11 protein-coding genes and 1 riboswitch are annotated in these 12,241 nt (G+C 70.4%); all 11 genes read left to right on the top strand.

Annotated features, from left to right (window positions below; genetic code table 11):
* The first annotated feature begins 271 nt into the window (after positions 1–271).
* The 11 genes from ACQEUU_RS18090 (at position 272) to ACQEUU_RS18040 (ending at position 12,240) form a co-directional block, all read left to right on the top strand.
* Positions 272–1,618, top strand: a complete 1,347-nt coding sequence (locus tag ACQEUU_RS18090) for a HAMP domain-containing sensor histidine kinase (RefSeq protein ID WP_433067337.1) — start codon at positions 272–274, stop codon at positions 1,616–1,618.
* 95 nt (positions 1,619–1,713) lie between these two features.
* Positions 1,714–2,529 carry an aldo/keto reductase gene (locus tag ACQEUU_RS18085; protein ID WP_433067334.1) on the top strand — a complete coding sequence of 272 codons (816 nt, stop codon included), beginning with the start codon at positions 1,714–1,716 and terminating at the stop codon, positions 2,527–2,529.
* A 46-nt stretch (positions 2,530–2,575) separates the two neighbouring features.
* Complete coding sequence (locus ACQEUU_RS18080) at positions 2,576–3,532, top strand: Gfo/Idh/MocA family protein (protein WP_433067331.1); 957 nt, start codon at positions 2,576–2,578, stop codon at positions 3,530–3,532.
* Positions 3,533–3,648: 116 nt separating this feature from the next.
* Positions 3,649–3,786: riboswitch (cyclic di-AMP (ydaO/yuaA leader) on the top strand.
* A 14-nt stretch (positions 3,787–3,800) separates the two neighbouring features.
* The gene (locus ACQEUU_RS18075; protein WP_433067328.1) at positions 3,801–4,529 is read left to right on the top strand and encodes a CHAP domain-containing protein; all 729 of its coding nucleotides are present in this window, start codon (positions 3,801–3,803) and stop codon (positions 4,527–4,529) included.
* Between the two features lie 90 nt (positions 4,530–4,619).
* Positions 4,620–5,060 (top strand): YciI family protein, encoded by a 441-nt coding sequence (locus tag ACQEUU_RS18070; protein WP_433067325.1) that lies wholly within the window; start codon positions 4,620–4,622, stop codon positions 5,058–5,060.
* A gap of 73 nt (positions 5,061–5,133) precedes the next feature.
* On the top strand, positions 5,134–6,372 hold the full coding sequence (locus tag ACQEUU_RS18065) for an RNA polymerase sigma factor (RefSeq protein ID WP_433067322.1): 1,239 nt from the start codon (positions 5,134–5,136) through the stop codon (positions 6,370–6,372).
* A gap of 283 nt (positions 6,373–6,655) precedes the next feature.
* Positions 6,656–7,984 carry an ABC transporter substrate-binding protein gene (locus ACQEUU_RS18060; RefSeq protein WP_433067319.1) on the top strand — a complete coding sequence of 443 codons (1,329 nt, stop codon included), beginning with the start codon at positions 6,656–6,658 and terminating at the stop codon, positions 7,982–7,984.
* A gap of 69 nt (positions 7,985–8,053) precedes the next feature.
* The gene (locus ACQEUU_RS18055) at positions 8,054–9,010 is read left to right on the top strand and encodes a carbohydrate ABC transporter permease (protein WP_433067316.1); all 957 of its coding nucleotides are present in this window, start codon (positions 8,054–8,056) and stop codon (positions 9,008–9,010) included.
* Positions 9,007–9,855: a carbohydrate ABC transporter permease gene (locus ACQEUU_RS18050; RefSeq protein WP_433067313.1), complete on the top strand. Its 849-nt coding sequence runs from the start codon at positions 9,007–9,009 to the stop codon at positions 9,853–9,855. The genes ACQEUU_RS18055 and ACQEUU_RS18050 overlap by 4 nt, the downstream gene beginning before the upstream one ends.
* Positions 9,852–11,261: a GH1 family beta-glucosidase gene (locus tag ACQEUU_RS18045; protein ID WP_433067311.1), complete on the top strand. Its 1,410-nt coding sequence runs from the start codon at positions 9,852–9,854 to the stop codon at positions 11,259–11,261. The genes ACQEUU_RS18050 and ACQEUU_RS18045 overlap by 4 nt, the downstream gene beginning before the upstream one ends.
* Entirely contained in the window at positions 11,242–12,240 is a 999-nt protein-coding gene (locus ACQEUU_RS18040; protein WP_433067308.1) for a LacI family DNA-binding transcriptional regulator, read from the top strand. Before ACQEUU_RS18045 ends, ACQEUU_RS18040 begins: the two co-directional genes overlap by 20 nt.
* Position 12,241 lies beyond the last annotated feature (1 nt).

Here is a 12,241-nt window from a genome sequence, read left to right as displayed (position 1 = left end):
TTAGCCGTTCTCTGCAAGATTTGGAAGATCTTGCAAGGGAGCGTTATCCGATCCTCATGGATCGGCCGTCCGGGAGCGGTCTCGGCGCAGCACGATCGCGGTGTGAAACTTGCGGCAAGTTTGCGGGCCCCGGCGGCGACCGCCGGGGATGCTCGCCCGATCTTCTCCCCTGAACGCGGCTCCCGTCACGCGCGTCCGCCTGGCGGGAGCATGGGCCTTTCTTTCCCCGCGCGCGGCGGTCCGGCGACGATGCGGTGGGTAGCGTCGATGAGTGCGCCTGTGGGTCCGCTCCCTGCGAGGACGCGTCACCATCATCGCCACGGTCGTCGCCGCTCTCGTGCTCACCCCCGTGGCCATCGCGGTCGTGCTCGTCAGCCGCCACATCGTCGCGGAGTCGACGTGGGAGGCCACCGGGGAGACCGCCGACCGCATCTCCGCCCAGGTACGCTCCGGCGAGCTGGGGCCCGGCAGCACGCTGCCCGTGCTCGACCCCGACGTGGACCTGATCCAGCTGGTCTCCGACGACGGGCGGATCCTGGCCACGAGCGACGCGGCCAGGAGCCTGCCGCGGCTCAGCGACGTGCGGCCGCCGGCGGGCGGGGAGCCCGTCGACGTCACCGACTGCCTGCCCGCCATGTGCCTGTACCTCAGCGCGACGCGGGCCGGTCCGGGAGCCGGGGCGCCGATCGTCTACGCGGGGCAGCCCACCCCCGCGCTGCTCGCCGACCGGAGCATGGAGGTCAACGCCGCCGCGCAGCTCGCCGCGATCCTCGCGCTCACCGCCTGGGCGACCTGGGCGGTCACCGGCTCGGCCCTGCGCCCGGTGGCCCGGATGCGGCGGGAGCTGGACGACATCACCGCCCGTGACGTGAGCAAACGGGTGACGCAGCCGCCGGGCGACGACGAGGTGGCCCAGCTCGCCCGCTCCGTCAACGGCACCCTGGCCCGCCTGGAGCGCTCGGGGGCGCAGCAGCGCCAGTTCGCCGCCGATGCCTCACACGAGCTGCGCACGCCGATCGCCGGGCTGCGCACCCAGCTGGAGAGCGCCCGGCTCTACCCGGACGAGACCGAGGTGCCGGCGCTGGTGGAGTCGGCCCTGCGTGACACCGACCGGCTGGAGGCCATCATCACCGACCTGCTGCTGCTGGCCAGGATCGGCTCCGACGTGGACGCGGCCAGGGAGCTCGTGGACCTGGCCGGCCTGGTCCGCCAGGAGCTCGCCGGCCGCAAGGACCGCATCCCGGTGCGGACCGAGCTCGCCGAGGGCGTGGTCGTCAACGGGGTGCAGCTCCAGCTGGCCAGGCTGCTGGCCAACCTGCTGGACAACGCCCAGCGGCACGCCGAGAGCCAGGTGACGGTCGAGGTGTCGCGCGAGGACGGCCAGGCCGTGCTGGCGGTGGAGAACGACGGCGCGCAGATCGCCGTGGCCGACCGCAAGCGCATCTTCGAGCGGTTCACCCGGCTGGACGCGGCCCGCAGCCGGGACGCGGGCGGCACCGGGCTCGGCCTGGCGATCGCCCGCGACGTCGCGGAGGCGCACGGCGGCCGGATCCGCGTCGAGGACTGCCCGAACGGCGCCCGCTTCGTGCTGCGCCTGCCGGAGGCGCCGCACGAGTGACCTCGTCTCCCGGCCAGGTGATGGCCCGTTCACGACCGGTTCAAGGCGGCGCGGGCGACGGAACCGGGCGGAAGGAGACGTGAACAATCAGAGGCATGAACTCGCTACGGCTTTATCGAGACGGCGTCGAGATCCCGCAGCTCGGCCTGGGCGTCTGGCAGGTGCCGGACGACCAGGCGGAACGGGTCGTGCTGACCGCGATCGAGGCCGGCTACCGCCACATCGACACGGCCACGCTCTACCGCAACGAGGAGGGCGTCGGCCGGGCCGTGCGCGCCTCCGGCGTCCCCCGGGAGAGGCTCTTCGTCGCCACCAAGCTGATGGGCGGCGACCACGACCGGGTGGAGCAGGCCTTCGACGAGAGCCTGGCCAGGCTGGGCCTCGATTACGTGGACCTCTACCTGATCCACTGGCCCGCGCCGGGTCACGACCGGTCCGTCCTGGCCTGGCGCGGCCTGGAGAAGCTCTACCGGGACGGCCGGGCCAGGTCCATCGGCGTGTCCAACTTCACGGCCGGCCTGCTCACCCGGCTCATGGACGACACCGACATCGTGCCCTGCGTCAACCAGATCGAGCTGCACCCGTACCTCCAGCAGCGGGAGATGCGCGAGTTCCACGACCGGAACGGCATCATCACCGAGGCGTGGAGCCCGCTCGGCGCCGGCCGGGGGCTGCTGGACGAGCCGGCGCTGGCGGTGCTGGCGGACAAGCACGCCCGCACGCCCGCGCAGATCGTGCTGCGCTGGCACGTCCAGCTCGGCAACGTGGTGATCCCGAAGTCGGCGACCCCGTCGCGGATCAGGGAGAACATCGACGTGTTCGACTTCATCCTGGACCAGGAGGACATGGCCGCGATCGGGGCGATGAACGCCCACCGCCGCCTCGGCTGGGATCCCGCCACGATGGACTGATCCGCACACATATCGCTTCCTGGGATGAATCTGTACGATCTTCCGGGTGCGTGACTTAGCGTGGGGAATCGCCGCCACCGGCGGCATCGCCAGGACCGTGGGCGCCGTCATCGCCGCGGAGCCGGGGATGCGCGTGGCCGCGGTCGGCTCCCGCGACCTCGGCAGGGCCGAGGCGCTGGCGGCCAAGCTGGGCGCCGAGACGGCCCACGGCTCCTACGCCGAGCTGTGCGCCGATCCGGCCGTGGACGCCGTCTACGTCGCCACCCCGCACGCCCGCCACCTGGAGGTGGCCGAGGCCGCCATCGCGGCGGGCAAGGCCGTGCTGTGCGAGAAGCCGCTCGCCGCCACCGTGGCCGACGCCGAGCGGATGGTCCGGCTGGCCCGCGAGGCCGGGGTCTTCCTGATGGAAGCCATGTGGATGCGGTTCAACCCGTTGATCCGGATGCTCGCCCGCGACGAGCGCTTCGGCGAGATCCGCTCGGTGCGGGCCTCGTTCGGCTTCGCGCTCCCGTACGATCCCGCGCACCGGCTGTGGGCGCCGGAGCTGGGCGGCGGCGCCCTGCTCGACCTGGGCATCTACCCGATGGGGCTGGCCCAGCTGTTCCTCGGGCAGCCCGAGAGCACGCACATCACCGGCTCGCCGGCGGCCGGCGGCGTCGACGCCGAGGCGGGCGGGCTGATGCGCTATCCGGGCGGCAGGCGGGCCCTGGTGGAGTGCTCGCTGGTCGCCGCCTACGCCAACGACGCCTCCGTCGTCGGCACCGGGATGCGGGCCGACCTCGACGCCCCCTTCTGGGCTCCGCGCCGGGTCGTGCTCAGCGGGCCAGGGATGGAGCCGGAGGAGCACGTGCTCGACGATCCGGCGGACAACGGGTACGCGGGCGAGCTGCGCGAGGTGCGGGACTGCCTGGCCCAGGGCCGTACCGAGAGCGCGATCATGCCCCTGGACGACAGCCTCGCCATGATGCGGATGCTGGCCGACGCGCGGAGCCAGATTCCCTGACTTGGGCTTTGCACCCTTGTCAATCTCTTGCCGGATGTATTACCTTGTTGCCCCGTTCAAGGTATACGTCCTGTTTGTCCGATTCATTGCCTTGAACGCCCTCGTATCGCAGGACAGCCCTGCGACCGCTGAATCCGCCCTGCGCGGAACCGGGGACCCACGTCCCTCGGGGTGAATCGGCGCCTCCCGCGCCGTAGGGCAGCTTCCACGCCCGAACCCGTCAGCTAACCCGGTAAGCGGCATGGAAGCAAGGAGTTGCATCTCTTCGATGGTCAGACATCGTCTCCCCCGTGTCCCCAAGTCGAAGCACATCCTCACCGTCGCGGCGACCGCCCTGGTCGCCTGCGCCGTCGGCTCCCCCCTCCCCGCCCACGCCGACCCGGGATCCGACCAGAACGTCCGGCTCACGGCTCAGACCAGCACCGTGCCGACCAGTGCCGGACAGACCAGTGCCGGACAGGCCGCCTCTTCTCAGGCGAGGCCCGCGAAGACCGACCAGATCAACGTCACCGCCGCGCAGGTGCTCGCCCTGGCCAGGTCGCAGATCGGGGTCCGGGAGAACTCCCGGGGCGGCGGCACCAAGTTCCAGGAGTGGTACGCCGGTTCGCAGCGCGCCCTGGAGACCATCGCCCGCGACGGCGGCCACCCCGCCGGCTACCTGAACGCCCCCTGGTGCGCCATGTTCGTCTCCTGGGTCGGCGAGCAGATCGGCGCCCGTCCCCAGATCGGCTGGGACGCCTACACGGTGACCCACGCGAAGTGGTTCGCGGCCAACGACCGCTGGGGCACCGAGGCCAGGCCGGGCGCCGTGGTCTTCTTCGCCTGGAACGGCAGCAAGAGCATCGGGTCCATCCAGCACGTCGGCTTCGTGGTGAAGGACAACGGCAACGGGACGATCTCCACGATCGAGGGCAACACCGGCAACGGGGTGGTCGAGGAGCGGGTCCGGCCCAAGTCCCAGGTGGTCGGCTACGGTTACCCCGAGTACGCCACCTGAGTTCTCCGGAAGAATCCCCTGGGGTTGTCGAGGCGGGCGCCGCTCGTCCGACGCGTTGACGAGACCCGGGACACTGAAGGAGCACACGTCATGAAATTCATGATCATCGGTAAGGGCAGCGCCGAGACCGAGGCGGGTGCCCTGCCGAGCCGGCAGCTCGTCGACGACATGACGGCCTACAACGAGTCGCTGGTCAGGGCCGGTGTCCTGCTGGCCGCCGAAGGGCTGCACCCCAGCTCCCGCGCGGCCCGCATCGTCTACGGCCCCGGCAAGCCCAAGGTCGTCGACGGACCCTTCGCCGAGACCAAGGAGATCATCGCGGGCTTCTGGCTGATCCAGGTCAAGTCCCGCGAGGAGGCCGTGGAGTGGGCCCTGCGCGTCCCCGTCCCCGAGGGCGGGGAGGGCGTGGGCCTGGAGCTCTGGGAGGTCTTCGACATAGCCGACATGCCGGAGACCTCCCTCAGCCCGGAGACCGCCCGGCGCGAGTCGGCGGTGCGCGAGTCCCTGGAGAACCCGGGCCAGGACGCCTGACCGCCCCGCAAGCCCCCCGGCGCGGCTCGGCGCCCGAGTTGCGGCCTTCCGGGGGGACTGTTTGCATGGGCCCGTGACCGCTGCGGAGACGAACCGGGCCGTCGAGGCCGTCTGGCGCATCGAGGCGGCACGGCTGATCGCCGGGCTGGCCGGGCTGGTGCGCGACCTCGGCCTGGCGGAGGAGCTGGCGCAGGACGCCCTGGTCGCGGCGCTCGAGCAGTGGCCGCGCGAGGGCGTGCCGCGCAACCCGGGCGCCTGGCTGATGACCGTGGCCAAGCGCCGGGCCGTCGACCTGATCCGCCGCCAGGAGCGCTACGCGCGCAAGCTCGCCGAGATCGGCCGGAGCCTGGAGGACGAGGAGGATCCGCCCGGCGTCGAGGAGATCGAGGACGACCTGCTGCGGCTGGTGTTCACCGCCTGCCATCCGGTGCTGTCCACCGAGGCGCGGGTCGCGCTGACCCTGCGGGTGCTGGGCGGGCTGTCCACCGACGAGATCGCGCGGGCGTTCCTGGCGCCCGAGCCGACGGTGGCGCAGCGGATCGTCCGCGCCAAGCGGACCCTGGCCGCGCGGCGGGTGCCGTTCGAGGTCCCCGCCGGCGACGAGCTGGCCGAACGGCTCCCGCCCGTGCTGGAGGTCATCTATCTGATCTTCAACGAGGGCTACTCGGCCACCGCCGGCGACGACTGGATGCGCCCGGCGCTCTGCGAGGACGCGCTGCGTCTGGGGCGGGTGCTGGCCGGGCTGATGCCGAAGGAGCCCGAGGTGTCCGGCCTGGTGGCGCTCATGGAGATCCAGGCGTCCCGCGCCGCGGCCCGGGTGGACCCGTCCGGGGAGCCGATCCTGCTGCTGGAGCAGAACCGCGCCCGGTGGGACCGGCTGCTCATCCACCGCGGCCTGGCCGCGCTGGAGCGGGCCGAGGAGCTGGGTGACGGCTCGGGCCCGTACACGCTGCAGGCCGCGATCGCGGCCTGCCACGCCCGCGCGCTCACCGCGGAGGAGACCGACTGGGTGCGCATCGCCGGCCTGTACGCGCGGCTCGCGGCCCTGTCGGGCTCGCCGGTGGTCGAGCTCAACCGCGCGGTGGCCCTGTCCATGGCGTACGGCCCGGAGGTCGGCCTGGAGCTGGTCGACCAGATCGCCGGCGAGCCGGCCCTGCGGGGCTATCACCTGCTGCCGGGCGTCCGCGGCGACCTGCTGTTCAAGCTGGGCCGGCGCGGCGAGGCCCGCGCCGAGTTCGAGCGCGCGGCCGCGATGACCCGCAACGGCCGCGAACGCGCCGTCATGGAGCGGCGCGCGGCCTCCTGCGGATGAGCCGGGACCAGCCGGTTTCCCTGCCTGGCTGAGCGCGTTTGTGCCGGTGTGCGGGAGAATCGGTGCACGTGAGATGGGAGCGCTCCCAAGTGGTTCTTTGGGCGATACATCCTCTTACAGACACTTCAACGGTCACGAAATGCCCCAGAGGTAACGGTTGAGTTTCAGGACGTTGACGCCTGGACGCACTCCGGGCACTCTTTGTGGGAGCGCTCCCAAGGACTTCCTATCGCGGGATTGTCGCGATGCACCTCCCAAGATCCACACCCAAGAGGGGTACGGTATGACGAACCACAAGCGCTTTGCAGTAACCGGTGTCCTGGTCACCGCGCTCGCCGCGGTGACCGCCGCCTGTGGTGGCGGAGAGACGTCGGCCCCCTCGGCCGGTGCGAGCGCGCCGGCCGAGCCCGTCACCATCAACGTGCACACCTTCGGCGGCGGCGAGAACTTCGGCTACGACGAAGCCGTGAAGAAGTGGAACGCCGAGAACCCGAACATCCAGGTCAAGTACTCGAACCTGACTGACCGGTTCGAAGACGTCTATCTGCCGCAGCTGCTCCAGCGCCTCCAGGCCGGCAGCGGCGCGGGCGACATCGTCGGCATCGACGAGGGCGCGATGGGCCTGATGGCCGCCCGCCCGCAGTTCTTCACCGACCTCGGCGAGCACGGCCTGCAGGACCGCAAGGCCGACTTCCCCGCGGCGAAGTGGGAGACCGGCATCAACGCCGACGGCAAGCTGTTCGCCCTGGGCACCGACATCGGCGGCATGACCATGTGCTACCGCAAGGACCTGTTCGAGAAGGCGGGCCTGCCCACCGACCGCGAGGAGGTCGGCAAGCTCTGGCCGACCTGGGACGCCTACCTTGAGGCGGGCAAGAAGTTCACCGCCGCCGACACCGGCGCGAAGTGGATGGACGGCCCGAACACCATCTACAACGTGATCCTGTCGCAGGAGGCGCCGAAGAACGGCAACATCTCCTACTTCGACAAGAACAACACGCTCGTGGTCGAGTCGAACCCGGCCGTCAAGACCGCCTTCGACTGGGTGCAGAAGTTCAGCCAGCAGGGCCTGACGGCCAAGCTGCAGGCGTTCACCCCGCCGTGGAACAAGGCCATCAAGGGCGGCGACTTCGCCACCATGGGCTGCCCGTCGTGGATGCTCGGCGTGATCTCCGGCGCGGCAGGCGAGGGGAACAAGGGCAACTGGGACGTAGCGGCGGTGCCGGGCGGCACGGGCAACTGGGGCGGCTCCTGGCTGGCCATCCCCAAGCAGACCAAGCACCCGAAGGAAGCCGCCCAGGTGCTCAACTACCTGACGGGCAAGGAGGGCCACATCGCGGCCTTCAAGGAGGCCGGCGCCTTCCCGAGCTCCCTCTCCGCCCAGCAGGACCCTGAGGTCGCCGGGCTCAAGAACGAGTACTTCAACGACGTGCCGACGGGCGAGATCTTCTCGGCCTCGGTCAAGGACCTGCAGCCGGTCTTCCTGGGTGAGAAGCACGCCCAGGTGAAGACCTCGGTCGAGAAGGTGCTGGAGGGCATGGACCAGGGCGCGGTGGGCTACGACGAGGCCTGGACGAAGTTCGTCGAGGCGGGCGTCAAGGCAGCGGGCTGACGCTCCCACTGGACCGGGTGGCGCCCGCTCCGGGCGGGCGCCACTCCCGATCTGGCTCGAAAGGCTTCCATGACACTCCAACTCGCGCCGCCGCCCCGGCACGCGTCGCCCCGGCGGGCCAGGCCGAGCAGGCGGATCGGGCGTTTCGACCTCAAGGGGATGCCCTATCTCCTGGTCTCGCCCTACTTCCTGCTCTTCGCCGTCTTCGGCGTCTTCCCTCTGCTCTACACCTTCTGGCTCTCGCTGCACGACGCGGAGCTGGCCGGCGAACGGGAGTTCGCGGGCCTGGCGAACTACGCCGAGCTGATCGCCGACGCCGAGTTCTGGAACGCGGTCTTCAACACGGTCGGCATGTTCGTGCTGGCCACCGTGCCGCAGCTGATCCTGGCGCTGCTGCTCGCCAACGCGCTCAACAAGCGCCTGCGCGGCCGGCTGCTGCTGCGCCTGGGCGTGCTGCTGCCGATGATCACCTCGGTGGTCGCGGTGGCGGTCGTCTTCAGCCAGCTCTACAGCCGCGACTACGGCCTGTTCAACTGGATACTCGGACTCGCCGGGATCGAGCCGATCGCCTGGCAGAACGAGAAGTGGTCCGCCTGGATCGCCATCGCCACGATGGTCGACTGGCGCTGGACCGGCTACAACGCGATCATCCTGCTGGCCGCCATGCAGACGATCCCCAAGGACCTGTACGAGGCAGCGGCCATCGACGGCGCCTCCGCGCGCCGGCAGTTCTGGCAGATCACGCTGCCGATGCTCCGGCCGACCATCGTCTTCGTCGTCTTCATCTCCACCATCGGCGGCCTGACGCTGTTCACCGAGCCGGTGATGTTCGAGGGCGAGCAGATGATGACCGGCGGCACCACCGGCCAGTATCAGACGGTGGCCATGTTCATCGTCGAGCAGGCCTTCCGCGGCGGCTTCGAGATCGGCTACGCCTCGGCCGCGGCCTGGCTGCTGTTCGTGCTGATCCTCGTCGGCACCATGATCAACTATTGGTTCACGCGCCGCATCGGGGGTGCACGATGACCAGGCAATCGGTCAACCGGCTGTGGGACGCGGGGCCTCTCACCAAGGTCGTGCTCGCCCTCGCGCTGCTGCTGTCGGCCTATCCCATCTACTACATGTTCATCATGGCGACGCGGACGAACGACGACGCGCTCGACAACCCGCCGCCCTTCCTGCCGGGCGGCCACCTGGGCGAGAACGTCGAGCGGCTGCTGACCACCGAGGACGCCTACTTCATGACGGGCCTGATCAACTCGGCGATCGTGGCCACGACCGTGACGGTGTCGGTGGTGTTCATCTCCACCCTGGCCGGCTTCGCCTTCTCCAAGCTGCGCTTCCGCGGCTCGAAGATCCTGCTCGGGCTGATCCTCGTCACCATGATGGTGCCGCTGCAGCAGATGGGCATCGTGCCGCTGTACGAGCTCATGGTGACGCTCGGCTGGACCGGCCAGCTCCAGGCGGTGATCCTGCCGTTCCTGGTCAACGGGTTCGGCGTTTTCATGATGACCCAGTACGCCTCGCAGGCGGTGCCGGACGAGCTGGTCGAGGCCGCCAGGGTCGACGGAGCCTCCACGCTGGGCATCTACCGCAGAGTCATCCTGCCCGCGCTCCGGCCGGGCATGGCGGTGCTCGCCCTGCTGGTGTTCATGCAGACGTGGAACGAGTTCATGTGGCCGCTCATCGTGTTGCTGCCGGAGAACCCGGTGGTGCAGACCTCGATCGCGGCGCTGAACCAGGCCCACGGCACCGACTACGTGATGCTGTTCACCGGCACCGCGGCGTCAGTGCTCCCTCTCTTCATTGTTTTCGTGCTGTTCGGCCGTCAGATCGTCGGCGGCCTGATGGAAGGTGCGGTCAAGGCGTGACGACTCAGGAGGAACAGACCCGCTCCGAGCTGCGATTCCCTACAGGATTCGCGTGGGGTGCGGCCACCTCGGCCTACCAGATCGAGGGTGCGGTGACGGCCGACGGCCGCGGCACCTCGATCTGGGACACCTTCACCAAGACGCCGGGCCGGGTGGTGGGCGGCGAGCACGCGGACGTCGCCATCGACCATTACAACCGCTACCGCGACGACGTACGGATCATGGCCGATCTGGGGCTGAGCGCGTACCGCTTCTCGGTCTCCTGGCCCCGGGTGCAGCCCACCGGATCCGGCGCCGTCAACCACAAGGGTCTCGACTTCTACAAGCGCCTGCTCGACGAGCTGCTGTCGCGCGGGATCGACCCGTGGCTGACGCTCTACCACTGGGACCTGCCGCAGGCCCTGGAGGACAGAGGCGGCTGGCCGGTCAGGGACACGGCGCTGCGCTTCGCCGACTACGCGGCGGTCGTGCACGAAGCGCTGCGCGACAGGGTGCACACGTGGAGCACCGTCAATGAGCCGTGGTGCGCGGCCTTCCTCGGATACGCCTCGGGCGAGCATGCTCCGGGACGCCGCGAGCCCGAGAACGCCATCCGGGCCGCGCACCACTTGAACCTCGCCCACGGGCTGTCCGTCCAGTCCATGGGCGCGCGCCGGGTGGGGGGCTGCGTCAACCTGTACGCGATCACCCCCGCCACGGCCTCGGAGGCCGACCTGGACGCCGCACGCCGCATCGACGGGCTGCAGAACCGGTTCTTCCTCGACGCGCTGCTGACCGGCCGCTATCCCCAGGACGTCCTCGACGACCTGGGCATGGACCTGTCCTTCATCGAGGACGGCGACCTCAAGACCATCAACGCGCCGATCGATGTGCTGCTGGTCAACTACTACAGCCGGTTCACGGTGTCCGGGGCGCCGGGCGGCCGGGCCTCGGCGGCCGCGGCGCCCACCGACACGGCCTCGCCCTGGGTGGGCAGCGAGCACGTCTCGTTCGTGAACGGCGGCCGCCCCGTCACCGCGATGGGCTGGGAGATCGACGAGGACGGCCTGGTCGAGGTGCTCACCCGGGTGGCGCGCGACTACCCGCGCACCCCGCTGGTCGTCTCGGAGAACGGCGCCGCGTTCGAGGACATCCTGGAGGACGGCCGGGTGCGCGACGACGACAGGCGGGCCTACGTCGAGGCCCACCTGCGCGCCTGCCGCGAGGCGATCGACGCCGGGGTGCCGCTGGAGGGCTATTTCGCCTGGTCGCTCATGGACAACTTCGAGTGGGCCTGGGGCTACGGAAAGCGCTTCGGCATCGTACGGGTCGACTACGAGACGCTGGAGCGACTGCCGAAGGACAGCGCGACGTGGTATGCCGAGATCATCCGGCAGAATAGGAACCATGAACCGACCGACTCTTGAGGCAGTCGCCGCCAGGGCCGGGGTCGGCCGAGGCACGGTGTCGAGAGTCATCAACGGCTCCCCCAATGTGAGCCAGCGGGCGCGGGACGCGGTGCAGGCGGCGATCCAGGAGCTGGGTTACGTCCCCAACAGGGCGGCCCGGACCCTGGTGACCCGCCGCACCGACACGGTCGCGCTGGTCGTGTCCGAGTCGGAGGGCCGGCTCTTCGACGAGCCCTACTTCGCGGGCACGATCCGCGGCATCGGCTCGGCCTTGTCGGAGACCGGCCTGCAACTTCTGCTGGCCATGGCGCGCACCCCCGAGGAGCACGCCAGATTGCAGCACTATTTGACAGGACAGCACGTCGACGGCGTGCTGCTCCTGTCGCTGCACGGCGACGATCCGCTGCCGGCCAGGCTGGAGGCGATGGGCGTGCCGACCGTGCTGGGCGGCCGCCCCGTCGGCCTGGCGCCCTACAGCTACGTCGACATGGACAACCGGGCCGGAGCCAGGCAGGCGGTCAAGCATCTGCTGAGCCTCGGCCGCACCCGCATCGCCGCCATCGCCGGTTCGCAGGACATGGGCGTGGGCGTCGACCGGCTCGCGGGCTACCGCGACGCGCTGCTGCCCTCCGGCCTGCCGGAGCTGGTCGCCTACGGTGACTTCTCCGAGGAGAGCGGGGAGGTGGCGATGGCCGAGCTGCTGGCCGCCCATCCCGGTCTCGACGCCGTGTTCGCCGCCTCCGACCCGATGGCGCTCGGCGCGCTGCGGGTGCTGAAGTCGGCCGGCCGGGCCGTTCCGCACGACGTGGCGGTGATCGGGTTCGACGACTCGAAGGCGGCCCTGCACGCCGACCCGCCGCTGACGACCGTCCATCAGCCGACGGAGGCGATGGGCCGCCAGATGGCGCTGCTGCTGGTGGCCCGCATCCACGGCGAGGAGCTGCGCCAGCCGGTGGTGATCCTCGACACCCACCTGGTGCGGCGGGCGTCGGCTTAGC

The organism is Nonomuraea sp. CA-218870 (assembly GCF_050936535.1).
GTDB lineage: Bacteria > Actinomycetota > Actinomycetes > Streptosporangiales > Streptosporangiaceae > Nonomuraea > Nonomuraea corallina.
Note: the sequence above shows the minus strand (reverse complement) of the source record. Positions and strands in the feature narration are given on the sequence as shown.

Coding starts and splice junctions, on each gene's coding strand:
- ACQEUU_RS18085 (WP_433067334.1), top strand. CDS start 1,714: ATGAACTCGCTACGGCTTTATCGAGACGGCGTCGAGATCCCGCAGCTC.
- ACQEUU_RS18050 (WP_433067313.1), top strand. CDS start 9,007: ATGACCAGGCAATCGGTCAACCGGCTGTGGGACGCGGGGCCTCTCACC.
- ACQEUU_RS18070 (WP_433067325.1), top strand. CDS start 4,620: ATGAAATTCATGATCATCGGTAAGGGCAGCGCCGAGACCGAGGCGGGT.
- ACQEUU_RS18055 (WP_433067316.1), top strand. CDS start 8,054: ATGACACTCCAACTCGCGCCGCCGCCCCGGCACGCGTCGCCCCGGCGG.
- ACQEUU_RS18075 (WP_433067328.1), top strand. CDS start 3,801: ATGGTCAGACATCGTCTCCCCCGTGTCCCCAAGTCGAAGCACATCCTC.
- ACQEUU_RS18060 (WP_433067319.1), top strand. CDS start 6,656: ATGACGAACCACAAGCGCTTTGCAGTAACCGGTGTCCTGGTCACCGCG.
- ACQEUU_RS18040 (WP_433067308.1), top strand. CDS start 11,242: ATGAACCGACCGACTCTTGAGGCAGTCGCCGCCAGGGCCGGGGTCGGC.